The organism is Nonomuraea typhae (assembly GCF_009760925.1).
GTDB lineage: Bacteria > Actinomycetota > Actinomycetes > Streptosporangiales > Streptosporangiaceae > Nonomuraea > Nonomuraea typhae.
Genome location: NZ_VRLV01000005.1, coordinates 62102 through 83894, shown reverse-complemented (window position 1 = coordinate 83894; position 21793 = coordinate 62102). Strand labels below are relative to the sequence as shown.

Sequence of the window (21793 nt, the reverse complement as noted above, 5' to 3'; positions counted from 1 at the left end):
CGCTAGAGGTGCGTGACGCCGCGCTCCTCCTCCAGTACGGCGGCGGCCACCAGGTCACCGACGCGGGGGAACGCCTCGTGGGCACGGGCCGCACTCACGACATCCGCCCATATATCCCCCGCCGCCCGATAAATCCGGGAAGCCGGAGCGTTCCCCACCTCAGCCAGGAAGTCGCTGAACAACGGCCGGGACGCCGCCGGAGCCGTGTACTCCTCGTCCAGGCACACGGCCAGCCGATCCAGCGCCACCGCCGGATCCGGGAACCTCCTGGCCCACCCCTGCTTGGTCGTCGTGTCCCGGAGCTGCTCGGCCAGCTTCCGCATCCCCGACAGCCCGAAGTTGACGTCGAAGTTGTTGCCCAGCACCGGCCCGGTCAGCCGTGCCGCCGTCTCCTTGACCGCCCCGGCCACGTCAGGCCACCCGCCGGCGTCTCCAAGGATCTCGATGAGCTGGTGCTTCTCCTTCTTGGCCCCCGACCAGGCGGCCAGGAACGCCTCCAACGGCAGAGACCCCTGGTCGAGCTCCACCAGATCACCGGAAATCCCCAGGACGGCCACGTCGACGGGCTCCGGGAAGGGGAAGTCCGGCCGCCACGGCAGCCGGTGCCGGTCCACCCGGCAGATCACCAGGTGCCCCGCCTCCAGCGCCGCCCGCAGAGTGCGCTCGGCCACCTTGACCGAGCCCGTCCGCCGGAACTCGTGCGGCACGCCGGCCCGATCCAGCGCCCGCGCGACCATCGGCTCGGGATGCGCCTGCGCGATCACCGACAGGTGCGCCGGCTGCCCCGTGTACTCGAACACGAAGTACATGAAGCCGATCCCGCCGCCCAGCCCGAACCACATGGCCTCGGACAGCTCCCCGCCGACCACACGGCGCAGGAGAGCGGATTCGTGATGGACGGTCATGGTGACCTCACCGGGTAGAAGACGGCCTTGAGACCGGTGACCTCGAGCACGCGCTGCAGGATCCCGTGGACACCGGACAACCGCATCGTCCCACCCAGCGTGCTGAGCCGGCGATGGTGCTCCACCAGCACCCATAACCCGCTGGAGTCGCAGAAGTCGAGCGCCGTCACATCGACCACGAGCTCGTGGGGACCTGCCGTCGCGAGCTCCACCAGAAGCCCTCTCAGCCGAGGGGCTGTCAGCTTGTCGAGATCCCCTTCGAGCCGCACCAGCACGGCTTTGCCAGCGTGTTCGACCTCAACCTTGAGATCCACCTCCCGAACGTACCCCGAGCACCGGGACCGGAACAGCCGCTAAGGTGGTGTGCGCACTGGAGGGTTCGCATAGTGGACGAGTGCAGCCGCCTTGAAAGCGGCCAGGCCAGCGATGGTCTCGTGGGTTCGAATCCCACACCCTCCGCCAACCACCCAGGTCACCTGCCCGGCGGCGAGCTTGGCGTCGGTTCGGAGCAACCGGATCCGGGCGATCGCCGGCAGGACCAGCGCCTGGAGCCGGTCCGCCTCCGCGCGTTCCCCGCGACCGCGATCACGCTCGCGAGGAAGGCGTTCACGTCCGCTCAGAAGGAGTTCGAGGGCTGCGCGGGCCCGGCGAAGCCGTCGCCGATGCAGGCCGCGAGCTGGAGGTAGGACTCCCTGGTCGCCTCCTGCAGCCGGTCCAGGTCGATCTCGGCGCCCTCCTCGAGGTGCGGGTCGTACGGCACGCGGATCACCGCCCGGCACCGGGCGGCGAAGTGGGCCTCCAGCTTCTTGATGTCCACCGCCGACTTCGAGCGCGGCCGTACGCTGCACAGCACCACGGTGGCCTCCCTGACCAAGTTGCCGTAGTGGTGCGCCTCCAGCCAGTCGAGCGTCGCCGAGGCCGCCCTGGCGCCGTCCACGGAGGGCGAGCTGACCAGCACGATCTGGTCGGCCAGGCCCAGGACGCCGCCCATGGCCGAGTGGAGCAGGCCGGTGCCGCAGTCGGTGATGCAGATCGAGTAGAAGTTCTCCAGCACCTGGGCGGCGGCCTGGTAGTCCTCGCCGGAGAACGCCTCGGAGACCGACGGGTCACGGTCGGAGGCCAGCACCTCCAGCCGCGAGGGCGCCTGCGAGGTGAAGGCCCTGATGTCCACGTACCTCTTGACCTGGGCGCGCTCGTTCAGCAGGTCGCGCACGGTCGCCGAGGTCTCCAGCTCCAGCTTGTCGGACAGGGTGCCGCGGTCGGGGTTGGCGTCCACGGCGATCACCCGGTCGCCGCGCACCTGCGCCAGCGTCGCGCCGAGCCCGACCGTGGTCGTGGTCTTGCCGACCCCGCCCTTGAGGCTGAGTACGGCGACGCGGTGGTGACCGGTGGCGACCGGCGTCCTGGCCCGGTTGAGCAGCTCGCGGCGGCGCCGTACCTCCGCGGGTTCGCCCGGCTTGATCCAGCCGCCCGACGCCTTGTACACCAGCCTGCGCCAGCCCTTCGACGGGGCGTTGCGGCGCCCGCGCAGCAGTGACTCGGGGTCGAGGCTGTCGGCGGTGGGCTTGCCGCTGACCGGCGGGCGGGGTGGGGCGGTGAAGACCGGAATGGGCGCGGCCGACCTGCGACGCGGCCGCTCGGCCGGGGCGGGCTCGGTGTACGCCGGTGCGGGGGCGGGCGGGGGCTCGGGGTCGGTGAAGGCGTCCTTGGCGAACGGACGCTCGTCGCCAAAAGCACCTGAAGCACCCGAAGCACCTGAAGTACCCGAAGCACCTGAGCCGCCCGTGCGCTCACCCAGCGGACGCTCGCTGAAGGCGCCCTCCCCGAAGGGACGCTCGGCGAAGGGGCGCTCACCCAGCGGACGCTCATCGGCCGCCCGATCCCCGGTGCCACGATCCGGGGCCCCACGATCGGCAACTCCCCGACCGGCAGGCCCGCGCTCAGCGGCCGCGCGCTCGGCGGTTCCGCGCTCGGCGACCCCACGATCGGCGACCCCGCGCTCGGCGGTCCCGCGATCGGTGGGCTCGTGCTCGGGGGCAGGCCCCGTGCCGGGCCCGTAAGCACGCTTGGCCGCATCGTCGAACAGGTCGTTGCGCGGCTCCCAGTCCGGCTTGAACGCCTCGAACCGCTTCTGCAGCCGCTCCTCCTCGTCATCCGCCCCGGCCGCCGGCGGCGCCTCTGCCACGGGCCCGAAGGGTGCCTCGGGCAGGTCGATGGTCTGCGAAAAGTCGCTGCTCTTGGGCAGGTCGAACGCGGACCGCGACCACTCGGCCGGCTTCGGCCAGGCGTTGTCCGGCTCGGTGTCGGCCTCGACGTACTCCCCCTTGGGGGCGGGCTTGGGCGTCTCGTCGGGGATCGGCGGGAGCTTGAAGGCGGCGTCGGTGTCGTCCGGCCGCGGCAGCGGCTTGAGCGGGGCCAGGAAGCTCTCGGCCTCGTCGTCGTCACCGGAGGGCGCCGGAGGCTCGGTGGTGGCCTCTTCGCCCAGCCATTCGGCGGCCTCGGTCTCGGTCGCGGGCAGTTCCTCCGCGGCGGCCGGGCCGTACACGGAGTCGACGGCGGCGCGGAACAGCGGCGGCGTGGGCGTCTCCTGGGCGGACGGCACCGACAGCCACGGGTCCTTCGGGTACGGCGAAGCCGCGGTCTCGGCGGTGGCGCTGACGCCTACCGGCGTCTCTTCCGTCTCCTTGATGGCGTCGAGCCAGGCCAGCTGCTCTTCTAGCGATTCTTCGCGATCGTGCCTTGCCACCGTGTTCCCCCTCGGGTGGGTCTAAAGGGGCAGCAAATACATTGCAGGTTAACGTCAAGAGTTCCCTCGGACGGCGGCAACCCTCAACTTCCCTGCCCGGCTAGGTTGGTGAGCATGCGAGCGATAGTGATCTCCAAGATCGGCGGGCCGGAGGTTCTGGAGTGGCGTGAGGTGCCCGATCTCCGTCCTGACCGGGGGGAAGTGCTCATCGACGTGGCCGCGTCCGCGGTCAACCGGGCTGACGTGCTGCAGCGTCTCGGCTTCTACAACCCTCCTCCAGGCGACTCGGCCTATCCGGGGCTCGAATGCTCCGGCGTGGTGGCCGAGGTGGGCGCTGACGTGGAGCACTTCAAGGTCGGCGACCGAGTCTGCGCGCTCCTGGGCGGCGGTGGATATGCCGAACAGGTGACAGTGCCGTGGCAGCAGGTGATGCCTGTGCCGGAGAACGTCTCCCTGGCCGCGGCGGCGGCGCTGCCCGAGGTGGTCTGCACGGTGTGGTCGAACGTGTTCATGACCGCCCGGCTGCGGCGTCAGGAGACGCTGCTGGTGCACGGCGGGGCCAGCGGCGTGGGGACGATGGCGATCCAGCTCGCGAAGGCGTTCGGCTCGCGGGTGATCGCGACGGCCGGGACGGCGGAGAAGCTGGAGCGGCTGCGGGAGCTGGGCGCCGACGAGGTCATCAACTACCGGGAAGAGGACTTCGCGGAGAAGGCGGAGGCCGACGTCATCCTGGACATCATGGGCGCAAAGTACCTGTCTAGAAATATCAAAGCTTTGCGGACGGGCGGGCGGCTCGTGGTGATCGGACTCCAGGGCGGCACCTCGGCCGAGCTCGACCTGCGCATGCTGCTCAACAAGCGCGCGGCGGTCCACGGCACCACCCTCCGCTCCCGGCCCGCGGACGAGAAGGGCGTCATCGTGCGCGGTGCCGTCGACAACGTGTGGCCGCTGCTCAGCGCCGGTGCGGTCAGCCCGGTGATCTACGCCGAGGTACCCCTGGCCGAGGCCGCCCGGGCGCACGAAATGCTCGATTCGGGGGAACACGTCGGCAAGATCCTGCTAGTACGGTGAGACCTATGAATGCTGAGGAGAACAACACCCCCCACATCGTGGTGGTCGGGCCCGACTTCCAGGGACAACAGGGCGACGGTGAGGAAGAGCGTTCGGTCGCGAGCCTGGTCGAGCAGCCCGCCAAGGTGATGCGCATCGGCAGCATGATCCGCCAGCTCCTCGAAGAGGTTCGCGCCGCTCCCCTCGACGAGGCCAGCCGCAAGCGGTTGAAGGAGATCCACCAGTCCTCCATAAAGGAGCTCGAGGACGGCCTCGCCCCGGAGCTGGTCGACGAGCTGGAGCGGTTGTCGCTGCCGTTCACCGACGACAACGGCGCCCCGCCCAGCGACGCCGAGTTGCGCATCGCCCACGCCCAGCTGGTCGGCTGGCTGGAGGGGCTGTTCCACGGCATCCAGACGACGTTGTTCGCCCAGCAGATGGCGGCCAGGGCCCAGCTGGAGCAGATGCGCAGGGCGCTGCCCGGGGTCCCGCAGGAGGGCCAGCAGCCCGGCGGCTCCGGCCCCTACCTGTAGAGCTCCTCGAGCACACGGGCCACGCCGTCGTCGTCGTTGGCCGCGGTCAGCTGACCGACGACGGCCAGGACGTCCGGATGGGCGTTGGCCACCGCGTACGACCTGCCCGCCCAGGCGAGCATGGGCAGGTCGTTCGGCATGTCACCGAACGCCACCGCCTCCTCGGGCCCGATGCCGTGCCGCGCGGCCAGCCCGGCCAGCGCGGTGGCCTTCGTGATGCCGTGGGCGCTCATCTCGATCAGCGCCCGGCCGCTGGAGTACGTGGCGGTCACCAGATGCCCCACGAGGTCGTGCACGATGCCGTGCAGCCCGCCGGCGTCCATCTCCTGATGCAGGGCGAGCAGCTTGGCGCACGGCCGCGCGACGAGCGCGCCCGGGGCGACTCCCGATCCCACGCCCGCTCGGCGGTCCAGCCCACCGAGCCGGAAATCTGACTCGTGCGCAAAACCGCCTTCGTACTCGACCGAAAAGGCCAGTCCGGGGATGTTCGCTCTTAGCTGATCCACGACCTCGGCCACCACCTCGGCCTGGATGAGGTGAGATTCAACAATCTGTTCGGTGTGAAGATCGTAGACGAGTGCTCCGTTTGCGCAGATCGCCAAACCGCGGTGCCCGATGGCCTCGGCCACCTCCCGCATCCACCGAGGCGGCCGTCCCGTGACGAGGACCAGCACCGCTCCGGATTTTTCCACTCTGGCGAAGGCCGCGGCGGTGCGCGACGAGACGGATCCGTCGGAGCGCAAGGCGGTCCCATCCAGGTCCGTTGCCACAAGGCGAGGGCTGTTCATAACGGGTTCCAGTTTGCCCGGTGATGCCGTCCACCAGAAATCTTCCTAGGGACGGGAACACCAAGGGTGCGGAATGGTGTTAGATGAGGTGGCGTTGTATTAGCTGATCCCGTAGTGAAAACCAGCATGACTTTGTCTGAGCCACCCCGGGTTGCTGCTGTACGACACACCGGGACCCACGAGGTGTGGGTCCCATAGATTCACATCCTGAGGGAGAGCTTTTATGGCTCAGGGAACCGTCAAGTGGTTCAACGCTGAAAAGGGCTTCGGCTTCATCGCTCCGGACGGCGGTGCACCGGACGTGTTCGTGCACTTCTCCGAGATCCAGGGCAACGGCTACCGCAGCCTCGAAGACGGCCAGCGGGTCGAGTTCGAGATCACGCAGGGCCAGAAGGGGCCGCAGGCCTCTGCAGTCCGCGCCATCTGACCTGTAGTTAGCGAGATAGGGCGGGGTTCGCTTCCAGCGGACCTCGTCCTTTTGCTGTCCCGGGCGTCCTGCGAGGGCCCGTTCACCGGTAGACCAGCCCCGACAGCCGCCAGGCCAGCGCCCGCTTGAAGGGCGGCAGCACGGCCAGCGCCCGGAGCACCACGTTCCTGACCGGCCGCAGGGCCCGGCTCATGTTGGCCAGCCTGGTGAGCCGCCCGGCGAAGGCCACCACCTGCTGCGCGACCGGACGCCGGCCCGCGGCGTAGGCGTCCAGCGGCACCTCGTCCCCTGTCGCGAGCGTCTCGGCCAGCGCCTCCCCCAGGGCCACGGCGTCCTGGATCCCGGTGTTCATCCCCTGCCCGCCCGCCGGGCTGTGGACGTGCGCGGCGTCCCCGGCCAGCACCACGCGCCCGGCCCGGTAGGCGTCGGCCACCCGGTGGTGGACGCGGAACCGCGAGCCCCACACCACTTCGCTGACGACCGCCCGCTCGCGCTGCGGCCCGCGCTCGTCCAGCAGCCGCTGCACGTAGGCCACGTCCGGCTCCTGGGGCGCGTCGTCGACCGTGGCCACGATCCGGAAGCTCCCGTCGGGCAGCGGGGCCACCACGACCAGCCCGGCCGGGGCGAAGTAGAGGACCACCTCCTCGCGGGGCACGCCGCCGCTCAGCCGTACATCCGCCAGCGAGAACGACTCCGGGTAGGAGGCGCCGCTGAAGCCGATCCCGGCCTGCTCGCGGACCGTGCTGTGCATGCCGTCGGCGCCCACCACGTAGCGGGCCCGCACGACGGAGCCGTCGGTGAAGGTCGCGGTCGCGCCCTCGCCGTCCTGGGTGAGACCTTCGAGCGTGTACGGCCTGGCCACCCGGCCGCCCAGGGCGGTGAGGCGGTCGAGCAGGGTCCGCTCGGTCTCCGCCTGGGAGATCATCAGCGTGTAGGGGTAGTCCGTCGGCAGGTTCCCGAACGGCACCGGCACCAGCACGCGGTCGCGGTCCCTGATCGTGAAGCGCTTGGCGTGGATCCCGCGCCCGGCCAGCCGCTCGCTCACGCCCAGCGGCGCCAGCTGCTCCAGGGTGCGGGCGTGGACCACGGCGGCCCGCGAGGTGTTGTCGCCCGCGGCCTGGTTGTCCACGACGGTCACGTCGGCGCCCTTCTGCGCCAGGGAGATCGCCACGGTGAGGCCGGTGGGGCCGGCTCCGATGACCAGGACGTCGGTGGCGGTGGGGAGCATGTCGTTCTCCTCGTCTTCATGTCAACGCTTGTTGGCATCAGTGTGGTCCGAGTCCGCTGGCTATGTCAACACTTGTTGGCCTACAATCGTTGACATGAGAAGGAGCTCCGCGGACACCAAGGCGGTCATCCTGGCGGCGGCAAGGGAGCGGTTCGCCGCCGATGGCTACGAGAAGGCCACGATCCGGTCAATCGCCGGTGACGCCGGGATCGATCCGGCCATGGTGATGCGCTACTTCGGCAACAAGGAGAAGCTGTTCGCCGCCGCCGCCCAGATAGACCTGAAATTTCCGGACTTCGCCGCTGGGCCGCGCGACCAGATCGGCGTCGCCCTCGTCAGCCACTTCCTGGACCTCTGGGAGCACAACGAGGGCCTCCAGGTGCTCCTGCGCACCGGCGTGACCAACGAGGCGGCGGCCGAGCGCATGCGCTCCGTCTTCGCCACCCAGCTCGCCCCGGCCATCGCCACGCTGAGCGGGCCACAGGAGGCGCCCGCGCGGGCCGGCCTGGCGGCTGCCCAGATCCTGGGCCTGGCACTGGCCCGCTACATCCTGAAATTCCCCCCGATCGTGGCAATGTCCCGAGAAGACGTCATCGACTGGGTCGCCCCGACCGTCCAGCGCTACATCTGCGAGTGACGCATCACGCAATGATCACGAGTGGGACGCGAAATCCCCCACCCCCCGAACGCCGGCGAGCCTCCCCCCGTCGATGAAGACATGAGGTACGCGTGGCTGTGCCACCCCGCGACCGTGTTCGCGGCCCTGCTGTTGTTCGTCAACGACCATGTCCTCAAGCAGGCGTGGCCCGGGTTCGTCACCGGCAAACTGAGCGACGTCGCCGGACTCCTCGTCGCCCCCGCCCTGCTCTCCCTGCTCCTCCTGCGACGGGCCGACCTGACCGCCACCCTGCTCACCGGCACCCTGTTCACCCTCGCCAAAACCACCCAGACCGGCGCCGAAGCAGCCTCCCAAGCCTGGACCCTCATCGCCGGCCCCTCCCGCATCCTGGCCGACCCCACCGACCTCCTCGCCCTGCCCGCCCTCGCCCTCGCCTGGTGGATCAGAAACCACAGCCACCAGGTGAAACGCCGGTGGCAGATCGCGATCGGCGTCCCCCTCGCCGTCCTGGCCGTGGCCGCCACCGGCGCCGACGCCGGCCCGCCTAGGGCGAAGACCGTCCGTGTCGAGGCTGGCGCCTTCGTCGTCTACGACTCGGGCATGCCCGGCGAACTGCGCTCCACGGACGGCGGCCGCACCTGGGTGCCGTACGAACCCGGCAGCGAGCTCCCCACGCCTCACCCCTCCGCAAGCGGCGACCCCGCTCCGGAGCCCGCCGGCCAGCGCTCCGGTTGCGTGCCCAGGCAGCCGCAACGGTGCTACCAGCTACCAGGAGGCGCACTCAAGGTCCTGAAGTCCGACGACGCCGGGGTGACCTGGGCCACGGAATGGGAGATCTCCCCCGGCCGCATGGAAGTGCTGGAGCGTGCCTACGGCTCCCGCCCCGCCTCGCTCTCCTTGGCGGTCCAGGCCACGCCGCGCGGTCACGTGGTCGTCGTGGCCAACGGGCGGGACGGCATCGCCGTACGCGACGAGGACGGCACGTGGACCCGCTACGGCTACACCGGCGACGGCAGCGCCCTGCTCACCTCTCAGGCGACGTCACTGGACGGCGGCGACTACGTGGCGGAGGAACTGGCCGCCGGCGTGCTGGGCGGGCTGTTCGTCATCATCGCCGGGCTCACGATCGCCGCCCGCACGCGGGTCCTGCGCTGGCTGGTCCCGGGCATCGGCCTGGTGGGCGCGGTCTTCTCCCTGCCGACCTTCTACGCGTCCGGGGGTGTGCACCTCCTGCTGTGGCCGCTCGCCATCGGATCCCTGATCGGCGCCCTCATCGCCGCGGCCATCGCGGCCGGGGTGGCGAAGATCGGCGCCAGCGCCACGTGGCGCGTCCTGGGCGTCGGGGTGCTGGTGGCGCTCGGGATCACGCTGCCGTTCCGCGGCTGGAGCGTCGGCTGGCCGGACAGGTACGGCACCGCGCTCGGCCTGGCCGTCTTCTTCACCCTGACGATCACGGCACTGGGACTGACCTGGATCTGGAGCAGCACACGCCACCGGGACAGAGCATGAAATACGCCTGGTTGTGCCACCCGGCAACCTTGGCGGCCACCCTGGTACTGCTCGTCAACGACCATGTCCTCAAGCAGGCGTGGCCCGGGTTCGTCACCGGCAAACTGAGCGACGTCGCCGGACTCCTCGTCGCCCCCGCCCTGCTCTCCCTGCTCCTCCTGCGACGGGCCGACCTGACCGCCACCCTGCTCACCGGCACCCTGTTCACCCTCGCCAAAACCACCCAGACCGGCGCCGAAGCAGCCTCCCAAGCCTGGACCCTCATCGCCGGCCCCTCCCGCATCCTGGCCGACCCCACCGACCTCCTCGCCCTGCCCGCCCTCGCCCTCGCCTGGTGGATCAGAAACCACAGCCACCAGGTGACACGGCAGTGGCGGATCATGACAGGCGTGCCGCTGGCCGTACTGGCTGTGGGGGCGACCTCGCCCGTGCCCGGTCCGCCCAGTGCCGACGTCGTCTATGTCACCGACGGGCACGTGGTGGTCGAGGGGTACTTCACGACCGCCTCCTCGGCGGACGGCGGGCGGACCTGGGCCCTTGGGAGCGGCCCCGCGGCCAAGGCTCCCGGGAAGCCGCAGACCCTCGCCTGCGTCGCCCGGCGGTGCTACAGGATCGCGCCCGACCGGCTGAAGGTGCTCCAGTCCGACGACTCGGGCGCCACCTGGGCGACCTCCTGGGAGCTGTCACCGGGTCGCACGGAGTGGGTGCGCCGCGCCCTGGCCGACCCCGAGCACCCCACTCCCCGCCTGCGCTCGCACGCCCTCGCCGTCCAGGAACGGCCGGAGGGCCACGTCGTGGTCGTCGCCAACGGCCGGGACGGCGTCGCCGTACGCGACACCGCCGGAACATGGCGACGCCACGGCTTCACCCCCGACGGCGGGTTGTCCACGAGCGCGGCCTCCAGCGTGACCGGCATGGGCTTGCACATCGGCGACGAGCTGCGGGTGGCCGTCCTGGGCGGGTTCTGGATCCTGGTCGCCGGGCTCCTGCTGGCCATGCCCGGGCGCCGGCGGTCCGGCGTCCTGGTGCTCGGCTTGGCGCTGATCGGGGTGGTTCTGCTGCTGCCGTGGCGGTTCGAGGAGTGGTACGGCTACGACACCCTCATCCGCTCGGCCGACATGACCCAGGCGGCGTTCCAGGTCACCGGTGGCGTTCTCGTCCTCGGCACGCTGGTCAGCGTGCTGTCGGCGGCCCGGCGAGAGCGCCTCGGGGCTGAGGCGCTCCGGCGGGTGCTGTGGGTGGCCGTGCTGGTCACGGCCGGGCTCGCGCTGCCCTTCCACGGCTGGACCCTGGGCCGGCCCGACGACTACCGGACCGCGCTGGTCCTGGCCGCCCTCTACGGCCTCGGGACCGGCGCGGCCGGGCTGACGGTCATCCGGCGGAACGCCGCACCGGCTCCAGGACGTCCAGCCCCAGGTAGGGCCTGAGCGCCTTGGGCACCACCACCGAACCGTCGGCCTGCTGGTGGTTCTCCAGGATCGCGACGATCCAGCGGGTCGTGGCCAGGGTGCCGTTGAGCGTGGCCACGTGCTGCGGCTTGCCGTCCTTGTCCCGGAAGCGGACCGCCAGGCGGCGCGACTGGAACTCGGTGCAGTTGGAGGTCGAGGTCAGCTCGCGGTAGCGGCCCTGGGTCGGGATCCACGCCTCGCAGTCGAACTTGCGCGCCGCCGACATGCCCAGGTCGCCCGCCGCCGTGTCGATGATGCGGTAAGGGACCTCGATCTTGGCCAGCATGTCCTTCTCCCAGGCCAGCAGCCGCTGGTGCTCGGCCTCGGCGTCCTCCGGCCGGACATAGGAGAACATCTCCACCTTGTCGAACTGGTGCACCCGGATGATCCCACGCGTGTCCTTGCCATAGGACCCGGCCTCGCGCCGGAAGCACGACGACCACCCCGCGTACCGCAGCGGCAGCTCACCGGCGTCCAGGATCTCGTTGGCGTGGTACCCGGCCAGCGACACCTCGGACGTGCCCACGAGATAGAGGTCGTCGTCGGGCAGCCGGTAGATCTCCTTGTCGTGCGCGACGTGGAACCCGGTGCCCGCCATGGTCTCCGGCCGCACCAGCACGGGCGTGATCATCGGCACGAACCCGGCCTCGATCGCGTGCTGCATGCCCATGTTGAGCAGCGCGAGCTGAAGCCTGGCCCCGAGCCCCTTGAGGAAGAAGAACCGCGACCCCGAAACCTTGGCCCCGCGCTCCATGTCGATCGCGTCCAGGGCCTCGCCGAGCTCCAGATGGTCCTTGGGCTCGAAGTCGAACTGCCGCGGCTCCCCCACGGTCTCGAGCACGACGTAGTCGTCCTCGCCTCCGTGCGGCGCCGCCTCCTCGACGATGTTCGGCACCGAGTGGGCCAGCTCGTCCAGCTCCCCGCCGAGCTGCTCGGCCTCGGCCTCGGCCGCCTTGACCTGCGCGGCCAACTCCTTGGCCCGCTGGAGCAGCGCCTGCTTCTCCTCGCCCTGCGCCCGGGAGACGGACTTGCCCATGGACTTCTGCTCGGCCCGCATGGTCTCGAACGAGGTCAGCGCGGAGCGCCGGCGCTCGTCGAGGTCGAGCAGCTTGTCAACGATCGAGTCGTCCTCACCCCGGGCCCGCTGCGACGCACGCAGCCGCGCAGGATCCTCACGAAGCATCCGCAGGTCAATCACACGCCAAGGCTACCCGTATCAGCAGACGAATCGTTTTGACTTTTCCAGACCCCCCGCCGCCGATCCACTCGCCGCCGATCCACTCGCCGCCGATCCGCGGGCCGCCGTTGTGGGTGTGCCTGGTTACGGCAGGCCGCCCCCACGCCACCCGCCGCCGTGGGCGGGCGCCGATCGTGGGGGTCGCTTCTCACGTCGGACACATGCCCCACCGCAACGGCCCACCTTGACCCCGCACCGTGGCCCCATCTTGCCCACCGCTGAAGGCGCCGAAGCCCACGGAACACCAGTGCTCCCGGCGCCGCCTGGCGGGGAGGCGTTGGCCATGGCGGGGAGGCGTTGGCCATGGCGGGGAGGCGTTGGCCGGGGTCAACGCGGGCCGTGACGGCGGGGACCACGTCCGACGTGAGAAGCGATCCCCCCGATCGGCGGAAACCAGCGTCGGCGGGTGGCGTGGGGGCGGCCTGCCGTAAGAGAAGCACTCGACGCGAGGTGGCCGGCCGTAAGAGAACCCCATAACGCTCCGCTGCGCTGCGCTACGCTACGGCTGGCCCTGGCGGATGCGGGTGAGCCAGTCGGTGGCCTCTGTGAACGCGCCGTCGGTTGTGGCCGGTTTGATCTGGGGTGAAACTCCGTCCGCCCGCGGATAGCTGCCCAGGAAGCGCACCTCCCCGCAGATCCGGTGCAGCCCCGAGATGGCCTCTCCCACGCGGGCGTCGGCCACGTGCCCCTCGAAGTCGAAGTGGAAGAAGTAGCGCCCGATCCCGTCGCCGGTGGGGCGGGATTCGATGCGGGTCAGGTTCACCCCGCGCACCGAGAACTCCGTCAGCATCTCCAGCAGCGCGCCCGGGTGGTCGTCGGCCAGGAACACGACCAGGGTGGTGCGGTCGGAGCCGGTGGGTTCGGGCAGCGGGCCGGGGCGGGACACGCGGACGAAGCGGGTCATCGTGTCGGTGCGGTCGCCGATGTTGGCGGCGATTTCCACCAGGCCGTAGTGTTCGCCGGCGATGCGGGCGGCGATCGCGGCGTCGTACGGCGAGCCGGGCAGCGAGACTTCCTGGGCCGCGGCGGCTGTGGACGGCGCGGAGACCACCACGGCGTCGGGGAGTTCGCGGTTGACGAAGCCGCGGCACTGGGTGATGGCGGCCGGGTGGGAGTAGACGCGCTTGATGTGCACCAGCTCGGTGTCCGGGCGGGCGAGCAGCGAGAAGCGCACGGGCAGCAGCAGCTCGGCGGTGATCAGCAGCGGCTCGCCCCAGGCGAACTCGTCGAGGGTGGTGGTGATGCCGCCTTCGAGGGAGTTTTCCAGGGGCACGACCGCGCCGTCGGCCTCACCGGACCGGACGGCGTTCAGGGCGGCACCGACGGTGGCGCAGGGCAGGCGTTCGGCGCCGGGCTCCATGAGCCGCAGGGCTTCCTCGGTGAAGGTGCCCTCAGGTCCGAGATAGGCGAGTCTGGGCATGCTTCCAGGGTAACCAGGTCAGCGGCGTGCCACCTGCGGTTCGATCTCGGGGCCGAGTCCGAGTCTGGCGGCGCGCACCGCCTCCTCCTCTTCGGGGGACAGCGGGGTCTGGCCTTTGCCGCCCACGACCGGGCGTACGTAGGTGCGGGTTTCCGAGCGGCCGTTGATCGAGGTGAGGACGAGGCCGTCGCCCAGTGCGTTGATCATGGCGATGGAGAAGGACAGGCGGCCGGTCATCTCCTCGAGGGCGTCGTAGCGGTAGACGGCGACGTCGCGGATGGCCTTGAGGTCGCCGCCGGTGGTGCTGCTGACGGCGGCCTGCCGGGCGAGCATCTGCTGGCAGTCCTGGACGGCCAGCCTGGCCTGTTTGAGGGCGACGTAGCCGATGACGACCCCGCTGACGCCGGCGAGGACACCGATCATGACCCATACGGTAACGAGCACAACACCCAGGGTAATCAGTTGGTCAAGGTCGTGCGGCGTTTGGGCAACCATGAGGCCAGAAGCCAGACGAGCACGATGGCGCCGAGCCCGTAGCCGTTCTGCACGATCTTGCCGAGCACCGGGCTGATCACCGGGATCTCCAGGGCCTTCAGCGACACCCCCCACCAGGGGATCGGCACGACATAGTACAGCCAGACCCCGGCCGCGACCCACAGCCTGACCCGGTCGCGGGCGTCGCCGACGACGGCGCCGAGGACCACGACGACCCAGGCCAGGTGGTGGATCCAGGCCACGGGCGAGAGCAGCACCGCCATCAGGCCGACGAGGGCGACCGCGGTGACGTGGTCCTTCGCCTGGTAGGCCCGGTAGGCGCCGCGGAAGCCGTACCAGCCGATGGCCGCGACGATCGCCAGCCAGAGCGCGGACGTCAGCAGGTCCGGGAGATACAGGCGGATGAGCATGCCGCGCACCGACTGGTTGGTGGTCGCGGCGTTGGCGCCGAGGCGGTTGGGGTCGAGCAGGGCCTCGAACCAGAAGGCGAAGGCGTCCTGCGGGATGACGGCGAACGGCAGCAGGGTGAGCGCGGCGGTGACCGTGACGGCCATCCAGAACGTCCGCCACTGCCGGGTGACCAGCAGGTAGATGAGGAAGACGCCGGGCGTCAGTTTGACCGCGGTGGCCAGGCCGATGAGGAAGCCACGCGGCCATCGGGGCTTGACCGCCAGGATGTCGGCCACGCACAACGCCACGAGCAGGATGTCCACCTGCCCGAAGCGCACCTGGTCCCGGATGGGCATGAGGTAGGTGCAGCAGACCATGGCCAGCGCGAACAGCAGCGGCTTCCTGTCCACCGCCGCCTGCCGGAAGGAGAACCAGACGGCCACGGCCAGCGCCGCGAAGACGCCGATCGTCCACACCCATTGGGCGGTGGTCCACGACATGACCGCCAGCGGCATCGCCAGCAGCCCGGCGATCGGCGGGTAGGTGAACGGCAGCAGTTGCGGCGCCGGGGTGAAGTAGTCGTAGAGCGGCCGTCCTTCGCGCAGCACCTGCCCGCCGGAGCGGTAGACGTCGAGGTCGACCAGCCGCTGGTCGTCCGGGTTGGTCAGCCAGAACTCGACCAGCGGCCACGCCGCCAGCGCGACGATCGCCGCCGCCAGCAGCCACGCCTGCCATTGCCGCTTGCCACCTGTCACGGTCTGGCACAGTACCGTGGCTGCAGTCGATCGAGGACGGGGGTTGCGTTGATGGCTCGTCGGTTCCTGGCCGTTCTCCTGCTGGGCGTGGTGCTGGCGGGCGTCCTCGGTTCCGGTACGGCTGCCGCCGCGCCGCGTGGCCGGGTGGTCCTGATCGGCGTGCCCGGTCTGGAGTGGGGTGACCTGGACGCCGCCACCACCCCCAACCTGTGGACGCTGGTGGGCCGGGGTGGTTCGGCGTCGATGTCCACCCGGGCGGTGCCCCCGCCGGATCGGGGCATCACGTGCCCGGTCGCGGGGTGGCTGACGGTGTCGGCGGGGCAACGTGCCGGTACGGCGGGGCGGGGTTGTGCCCCGGTTCCGGTGCCGGTCGACGGCCGGGTGCCCGGCTGGGAGGCGCTGGCGGCGCGCCAGGCCACGACGGGGTTCTCCGCTTCGCTGGGGACGCTGGGGCAGCTCGTGACGGACGCCGGCGGGCAGGTGGCGGCGGTGGGTCCGGGTGCCGCGCTGGCCGCGGCGGACAAAGGCGGACGGGTCGCGAAATATGCCGAAGAGGTGGAGGCTCTGGGTGACCTGACCCCCTACTCCCTTGTCGTGGCGGGGATCGAGGACCTGGCCACCGCCTGGACCCGGCAGCCGCTGGACGAGTACGGCGTGCCCGCCTCGCTGCCCGCCGAGCTCAGGAAGGCCGCCGTCGCCGCCGCCGACCGCCGGGCCGGCAGCGTGCTGGCTCGTGTCCCGCAGGGCACCACGGTCCTCGTGGGCGGCATTTCCGATACCTCCCCGGCCGCGCACCTCCACGTGGCGATCGCCTCCGGCCCTTCACCGGACGGCCCGCCGTACCGGACGGGGCTTCTCACGGCGAACTCCACCCGCCAGGACGCGCTCGTCACGATCACCGACCTGACCGCCACCGCCATCGCCGCCCTCGGCCTGCAGGCGCCTCGCGGGGTCGTCGGCCGGGCCTGGACCGACGACGGCGCCGGGCCCGCGAGCACCGGCGAGAAGGTCGCCGAACTGGCCGGCGAGGACCTGGCCAGCCAGGTGCTGCGGGACGTGAGGGGGCCGTTCTTCGCCGTTCTCGTGGTGGCGCAGCTGCTGTTCTACCTGTTCGCCGCCCTCGCTCTGCGGCGCCGCCGCTCGACGGGTGACGCCGCCACCTCGCGGCTGCTGGTCGTGGTCCAGGTGGTGTCGGTGTTGTCCGGGTCCATCGCGGTCTCGACGTTCCTGGCGCAGCTCGTTCCGTGGTGGAGCCTTCCGGCGCCGATGCTGGCGCTGATCGGCACCATCCTGGGCGCGGCGGGCCTGATCACCGCCCTGGCGTTCGCCGGGCCGTGGCGGTCCGCGGTGCTCGGGCCCCTGACGGTCGTGGCCGGCGTCACCTCGATCGCGTTGCTCGTCGACGTCATGACCGGCTCCCGCCTCCAGGTCAACGCGGTCAGCGGGTACGAACCGGTCACCGGCGGCCGCTTCTACGGCTACAGCAACATCGCCTTCGCCATCCAGTCCACCGGCACGATCCTGGCGTTGTCCGGGGTCGCCTGGGCGCTTCGGGCACGCGCCTGGGCCATGCTGGCGGTGTGCGCGGCGTATGGGCTGTTCGCGGTCTTCGCAGACGGCTGGCCCGCCTGGGGCGCGGACTTCGGCGGCGTTCCCGCGTTCGTGATCGGCCTGGCCGTCTTCCTCATCCTGCTGTCGGGCCGCCGGGTCTCGGTGGTCAAGCTGGTCGCCGTCGGCGCCGTGGGCGCGCTGCTGATCGGCGCGATCGCGGTCTTCGACTGGCTGCGCCCGGCGGCGCAGCGCACCCATCTGGGGAACTTCGTGCAGCAGATCCTGGACGGGCAGGCGTGGACCGTCGTCGCCAGGAAGTTCGGCGCCATGGTCGGCGTGACGGTCGGCAACTGGTCGCTGACCCTGCTCTCGCTGGTGGCGCTGGCCTTCCTGTTCCTCGTGCTGGACCGGCCCTCCCGCTGGGGCGCCTCCGCGCTGGGGGCGGCCTACCGGCTGACGCCGCCTCTGCGCGCGGGCCTGTTCGGCGCGCTGACCACCGCGTTCATCGGCTTCCTGATCAACGACTCGGGCATCGCGATCCCGGCCATGGCGCTCACGGTCGCGGTGCCGCTGGTCGTGGCCGCCTCCGTGCGCGCGCTGCAGTTGTCCACGCCCAACCGGCCAGACCCAGCGTCAGCGCCAGCAGCGCCCATGGCGCCACCTGCTGCCTGACCACGAGCCGCAGCCACTCCAGATCGAGCGGCTGCATCTCCACCCGCGCCGGCAGATAGGCCAGCGACAACACGATCAGATGCCCCGCGGCGAACCTGTCCACCGCCGAGGCCCCCGCCAGCGCCAGCATCGCGAAGGCCAGCCCGTCGTACCACGGCAGAATGTACGGCGTGGCGAACACGTAGGCCACCGCGAGCACGGCCGCCACGGCCAGGGCGTCCCGCTCCGGCAGCGCCCGGAACATCACCCACGCCAGCAGCACCAGCACGAGCACCGACCCGATCTGGATCTCGGCCCGATAGGCGCTGCCGACGCCCACGACGCTCTGCAGGAACCCCTGGAACGACTTCCAGAACGAGGCGTGCGCGACCGCCTTGCTGGTCCTGGTCACCGGGCCCAGCGCCGCGGGCCCGGCCAGGGCGTACCCGGCGGCCACCACGGCCACGGCGACCCCCGCCATGACCGCCAGCCGACCCGGCCGCCGCCGCAGCTCCCAGGCGGGCCCGAGCGCCACGAGCCCGGCGTTGAGCTTGACCGCCACCCCGAGCCCCAGCAGCGCCCCGGATCCCGCGGGACGCCCTCTGGCCAGCAGGGCGGCGACCATGCAGGCGATGGCCAGCGTGTCGATGTGCATCCCGGCGACGAGCTGGTAGATCAGCAGCGGGTTGGCCGTCCACAACAACGCCGCCCGCAGCCGCCGCGCCGGGTCGTCACGGGTGAACCGGTCGAGGAGCAGCCCGGTGCCGGCGAACGCCGCGGCGTTGACCAGCGCCAGCACGAGAATCGTCACCCGGAGCGAGTCGCCGCCGATCCAGCTCGCCAGCGCCTGCACCGCGGTGGCCACCGGCCCGTAGACGCTGGCCTCCTCCCGCCACGGCGCCTCGACGGCCGCGGCGATCGGGTCGCCCGGCAGGTCCGCGGCGCCGTGGGTGTAGGGGTTGAGGCCGAGGGTGACCATACGGCCGTACGCCGCGTAGTTGAGGTGGTCGGCCGAGCCCGAGGGGGGCAGGAAGGCCAGCACGGCCGCCGCCGTACCACCGAAGGCGACCAGGGCCCGCGCGCCCGCCCGGGAGCCGAGCACGAGCCCGCCCAGCAGCCCGAGACCGCCCAGCACGATCGCGGCCGCGGCCAGCCCGACCGCCAGGTGGGGGGACACCCCCGCCGAGGGGCCGCCCAGAGCGGGCACGACGGCCGACGGCCCGAGCAGCCCGATCACGATGGTGAGCAGGACCGACAACACGCTCGCCGCGGTGGACGCCACCGCGCCCGGGGTCCTGCTCTGGGAAGTCACCCGCAAATTTCAGCACACCTGACGAAAGTCGGGGGCATCGGCTGCCGAACGGGCGATCCGGGGAGACCTGCCGGATTTCTACGTTTTAGCCATGGCAATCACCGCGCTGACCAGCGCCCTCATCATCTCTCTCACCGGCGGCGCGGGACTCACCACCGAGACCGTCGACACCTACGTCAAGGGCTACGTGGAGCGCACCGGCCTGCCCGGCGCGATGGTCACCGTCACCAAGGGCGACAAGGTCATCCTCGCCTCCGGTTACGGCCACACCTCGGACGGCACGGCGATCACCGCGGACACCCCGATGCCGCTGGCCTCGCTGTCCAAGTCGTTCACCGCGCTGGCGGTCATGGACCTGGCCGAAGCGGGCAAGGTCGAGCTGGACGCCCCGGTCAGGCGGTACCTGCCGGAGTTCACGATGGCCGACCCGCGAGCCGCGAAGATCACGGTCAGGCAGTTGCTCAACCAGACCTCGGGCATGTCCGACCGCAGCTTCCCCGAGCTGCGCCTCGACGCCCCCGCCACGCTCAAGGACTCGGTCGCGATGCTGCGCACCGCCGGCCTCAGCGCGGAGCCGGGCAGCACGATGTACTACCACAACCCCAATTACTTCATCCTGGCCCGCCTGGTCGAGTCCGTGAGCGGCAAGCCGTTCGACCGGCAGCTGGCCGACGGCGTCTTGCGCCCGCTCGGCATGACCGCCACCACCACCGTCGACACCAGCCGCGAGCTGCCCGGCACCGCCGAGGGCTACGTGCGCGCCTACGGCCAGGTGGTCAGGCGCGCGCACCCCACGTGGTTCGTCAACGGCAGCCACGGCGTGGTCTCCACGGCGAACGACATGGCCCGCTGGCTCACCGCCCAGAACGGCTCGGCGCCCTCGGTCAAGGCCACCCACCAGCCCTCCGGCGTCGGCGCCTACGCCATGGGCTGGTACACCGGCAAGACCCCCGGCGGCGCCCCCATGCTCAGGCACACCGGCTGGCTGCTGACCCACAACTCCGCCCAGATCGTGCTCCCCGGCAGCGGGTACGGCATCGCCGTCGTCACCAACACCGGCATGATGTCCGGCGACGACGCCGCCATCCTCGCCGAGGGCCTCGTCGACGTCCTCGAAGGCCGCCCCGACCAGCAGGGTGCCCCCTTCACCGACTCCGCCGACCTGTACCTCGCCGGATTCACCCTGCTCACCCTGGCCCTGGGCGGCCTCGGCCTCTACCGCGCGCGCACCTGGGCCCGCCGTCGCGCCGGCCGCTCCTTCTGGCGAGTCACGGTACGGCTGGCGCCGTACGCGCTGCCGGTGGCCTTGTTCGCCGGGCTGGCGGAGCTGTTCGGCCTGCTGATGAACCGCTCCGGCACGCTGGCCCAGATCTCCTACGCCTGGCCCGCGCTGTTCGTCTGGCTGGGCACGGCGGCGCTGGTGAGCGTGGCGGTGGCCGCGACCCGGATCGTCCACCTGGTGCGCGCCCGCTAGTCGCGGGGGATGGCCTCGATGCGGGCCATGTGCTCCTCGCCCCAATCCCCGAGCGGCATCAGCGCGGCGAGCAGGGAGGAGCCGAAATCGGTCAGCGAATATTCGACCCTGGGCGGGATCTGGTGGAAGTCCTCACGGGACACCAGGCCCGCCTTGTCCATTTCCCGTAGCTGCAGGGTGAGGATGCGCTCGCTGATGCCGGGCACCTCGCGACGCAGCTCCCCGAACCGCCGCGGGCCGTCATACAGGCCCCACAGGATGAGGACCTTCCACTTGCCGCCCATCACGTCCATGGCAGCGTCGAGACCGCAGGTGTAGCGCGACTTCTTCACACTAACAAAATAGTGGGTACTTGATGAAATGTGCGCTTCCTCGACAGCATGGTCGCATGACACCAGTAACGATCATCGGCCTGGGCGCCATCGGAACCGCCCTGGCCAAGGCATATGTCGCCGCCGGGCACCCGACGACCGTGTGGAACCGCTCCGCCTCCCGGCCCACGCCGCCGGGGGCCGTACGGATGGATCGCATCGAGGACGCGGTGGCCGCCGGCGACCTGGTCATCGCGATCCTGACCACCTTCGAGGCCGCCAGGCAGGCGCTGGAACCGGCGGCGGGCGCGCTGGCCGGCCGTACGTTGATCACGTTGAACACCGGGACCCCGGCCGGGGCGCGGGAGACGGCGGCGTGGGCGGCCGAGCGCGGCGCGGACTTCCTGGCCGGCGCGGTCAAGAACGTGCCGTCGAACGTGGGCCTGCCGGACACGCTGTTGTACTACAGCGGCCCCCGGGCGCTTTTCGACCGGCACCAGGAGACGCTGCAGGTCATGGGCGGCGACACCGTGCACCTCGGTGAGGAGCCGGATCTGTCCGCGTTGTACGAGCTGGCGGTGGGCGGCACGCTGCTGCCGACCATCCTCGGCTTCCTGCAGGGCGCGGCGCTGGTCAGCGCACGGGGACTGCCCGCCGCCTCACTGGTGCGGTACGAGGCGAAGTGGCTGGAGATGATCATCCAGTTGCTGCCCTCGCTGGCCGCGGCCGTGGACACGGGCGACTACGCCAACCCGGAGTCCTCGCTCGGGATCTTCCACGAGGGCATCCCCTACGACCACGAGATCGGCAGGGAGGGCGGCCTGGACGTGTCCTGGCACGAGCCCATGCACGACCTCCTGCGCCGCGCGGTCGCCGAGGGACGAGCCGACCAGAGCATCGCCTCCCTGGTCGAACTCCTCCGCAAGCCCTGACCGTAAACCGGT

20 protein-coding genes and 1 tRNA gene are annotated in these 21793 nt (G+C 71.0%); 10 read left to right on the top strand and 11 right to left on the bottom strand.

The genetic code is table 11. The annotated features are described in order from the left end of the window. Positions 1-2 precede the first annotated feature (2 nt). Both FVE25_RS19805 and FVE25_RS19800 read right to left on the bottom strand, forming a co-directional pair. Entirely contained in the window at positions 3-905 is a 903-nt protein-coding gene (locus FVE25_RS19805; RefSeq protein WP_181019643.1) for a BtrH N-terminal domain-containing protein, read from the bottom strand. Further along, positions 902-1219: an STAS domain-containing protein gene (locus tag FVE25_RS19800; protein ID WP_157248493.1), complete on the bottom strand. Its 318-nt coding sequence runs from the start codon at positions 1217-1219 to the stop codon at positions 902-904. Before FVE25_RS19800 ends, FVE25_RS19805 begins: the two co-directional genes overlap by 4 nt. 58 nt (positions 1220-1277) lie before the next feature. On the opposite strand from FVE25_RS19800, the gene FVE25_RS19795 reads away from it, so the two are divergent. After that, positions 1278-1367 (top strand) — tRNA-Ser (locus FVE25_RS19795). Positions 1368-1521: 154 nt separating this feature from the next. On the opposite strand, the gene FVE25_RS19790 is transcribed toward FVE25_RS19795, so the two are convergent. Beyond that, positions 1522-3651: a nucleotide-binding protein gene (locus tag FVE25_RS19790; protein WP_246267208.1), complete on the bottom strand. Its 2130-nt coding sequence runs from the start codon at positions 3649-3651 to the stop codon at positions 1522-1524. A gap of 114 nt (positions 3652-3765) precedes the next feature. On the opposite strand from FVE25_RS19790, the gene FVE25_RS19785 reads away from it, so the two are divergent. Together FVE25_RS19785 and FVE25_RS19780 are read left to right on the top strand one after the other, a co-directional pair. Continuing rightward, a complete protein-coding gene (locus FVE25_RS19785) occupies positions 3766-4722 on the top strand; it encodes an NAD(P)H-quinone oxidoreductase (protein WP_157248492.1) in 957 nt (318 codons plus the stop codon). Positions 4723-4727: 5 nt separating this feature from the next. Beyond that, a complete protein-coding gene (locus FVE25_RS19780; protein WP_157248491.1) occupies positions 4728-5234 on the top strand; it encodes a bacterial proteasome activator family protein in 507 nt (168 codons plus the stop codon). Here FVE25_RS19780 and FVE25_RS19775 read toward each other — a convergent pair. Further along, positions 5225-6022, bottom strand: a complete 798-nt coding sequence (locus FVE25_RS19775) for an HAD family hydrolase (RefSeq protein WP_157248490.1) — start codon at positions 6020-6022, stop codon at positions 5225-5227. The two genes, FVE25_RS19780 and FVE25_RS19775, sit on opposite strands and share 10 nt — an antisense overlap. Before the next feature lie 223 nt (positions 6023-6245). On the opposite strand from FVE25_RS19775, the gene FVE25_RS19770 reads away from it, so the two are divergent. Further along, positions 6246-6449, top strand: coding sequence for a cold-shock protein (locus tag FVE25_RS19770; protein WP_157248489.1), 204 nt, complete (start codon positions 6246-6248; stop codon positions 6447-6449). An 82-nt stretch (positions 6450-6531) separates the two neighbouring features. Here the strand turns inward: FVE25_RS19770 and FVE25_RS19765 are convergent, their stop codons facing one another. Next, positions 6532-7677 (bottom strand): FAD-dependent oxidoreductase, encoded by a 1146-nt coding sequence (locus FVE25_RS19765; RefSeq protein ID WP_157248488.1) that lies wholly within the window; start codon positions 7675-7677, stop codon positions 6532-6534. A gap of 94 nt (positions 7678-7771) precedes the next feature. Here FVE25_RS19765 and FVE25_RS19760 point away from each other — a divergent pair, with 94 nt between their 5' ends. The 3 genes from FVE25_RS19760 to FVE25_RS19750 all read left to right on the top strand — a co-directional run bounded on the left by FVE25_RS19760 (position 7772) and on the right by FVE25_RS19750 (position 11232). Beyond that, complete coding sequence (locus FVE25_RS19760) at positions 7772-8314, top strand: TetR/AcrR family transcriptional regulator (protein ID WP_157248487.1); 543 nt, start codon at positions 7772-7774, stop codon at positions 8312-8314. An 81-nt stretch (positions 8315-8395) separates the two neighbouring features. Then, on the top strand, positions 8396-9805 hold the full coding sequence (locus FVE25_RS53890; RefSeq protein ID WP_181019642.1) for a hypothetical protein: 1410 nt from the start codon (positions 8396-8398) through the stop codon (positions 9803-9805). Beyond that, a complete protein-coding gene (locus tag FVE25_RS19750) occupies positions 9802-11232 on the top strand; it encodes a hypothetical protein (protein WP_181019641.1) in 1431 nt (476 codons plus the stop codon). Before FVE25_RS53890 ends, FVE25_RS19750 begins: the two co-directional genes overlap by 4 nt. Here FVE25_RS19750 and serS read toward each other — a convergent pair. The 4 genes from serS to FVE25_RS19730 all read right to left on the bottom strand — a co-directional run bounded on the left by serS (position 11177) and on the right by FVE25_RS19730 (position 15550). After that, entirely contained in the window at positions 11177-12451 is a 1275-nt protein-coding gene (gene serS, locus FVE25_RS19745) for a serine--tRNA ligase (protein WP_157248485.1), read from the bottom strand. The genes FVE25_RS19750 and serS overlap by 56 nt on opposite strands. A 538-nt stretch (positions 12452-12989) precedes the next feature. Next, the gene (gene pheA / locus FVE25_RS19740; RefSeq protein ID WP_157248484.1) at positions 12990-13910 is read right to left on the bottom strand and encodes a prephenate dehydratase; all 921 of its coding nucleotides are present in this window, start codon (positions 13908-13910) and stop codon (positions 12990-12992) included. A gap of 18 nt (positions 13911-13928) precedes the next feature. Further along, complete coding sequence (locus tag FVE25_RS19735) at positions 13929-14333, bottom strand: DUF4446 family protein (protein ID WP_246267207.1); 405 nt, start codon at positions 14331-14333, stop codon at positions 13929-13931. Between the two features lie 35 nt (positions 14334-14368). Beyond that, entirely contained in the window at positions 14369-15550 is a 1182-nt protein-coding gene (locus tag FVE25_RS19730; protein WP_157248483.1) for a glycosyltransferase 87 family protein, read from the bottom strand. A gap of 51 nt (positions 15551-15601) precedes the next feature. Between FVE25_RS19730 and FVE25_RS19725 the strand changes: the two genes are divergently transcribed. Continuing rightward, entirely contained in the window at positions 15602-17773 is a 2172-nt protein-coding gene (locus tag FVE25_RS19725) for a hypothetical protein (protein ID WP_157248482.1), read from the top strand. Here FVE25_RS19725 and FVE25_RS19720 read toward each other — a convergent pair. Then, complete coding sequence (locus tag FVE25_RS19720) at positions 17655-19064, bottom strand: MptA/MptB family glycosyltransferase (RefSeq protein WP_246267206.1); 1410 nt, start codon at positions 19062-19064, stop codon at positions 17655-17657. The two genes, FVE25_RS19725 and FVE25_RS19720, sit on opposite strands and share 119 nt — an antisense overlap. Before the next feature lie 91 nt (positions 19065-19155). Here FVE25_RS19720 and FVE25_RS19715 point away from each other — a divergent pair, with 91 nt between their 5' ends. Then, entirely contained in the window at positions 19156-20538 is a 1383-nt protein-coding gene (locus FVE25_RS19715; RefSeq protein WP_157248480.1) for a serine hydrolase domain-containing protein, read from the top strand. Here FVE25_RS19715 and FVE25_RS19710 read toward each other — a convergent pair. Further along, a complete protein-coding gene (locus tag FVE25_RS19710; RefSeq protein ID WP_157248479.1) occupies positions 20535-20870 on the bottom strand; it encodes a winged helix-turn-helix transcriptional regulator in 336 nt (111 codons plus the stop codon). The genes FVE25_RS19715 and FVE25_RS19710 overlap by 4 nt on opposite strands. A 56-nt stretch (positions 20871-20926) precedes the next feature. Between FVE25_RS19710 and FVE25_RS19705 the strand changes: the two genes are divergently transcribed. Further along, positions 20927-21781, top strand: coding sequence for an NAD(P)-dependent oxidoreductase (locus tag FVE25_RS19705; protein WP_246267204.1), 855 nt, complete (start codon positions 20927-20929; stop codon positions 21779-21781). Positions 21782-21793: the final 12 nt, after the last annotated feature.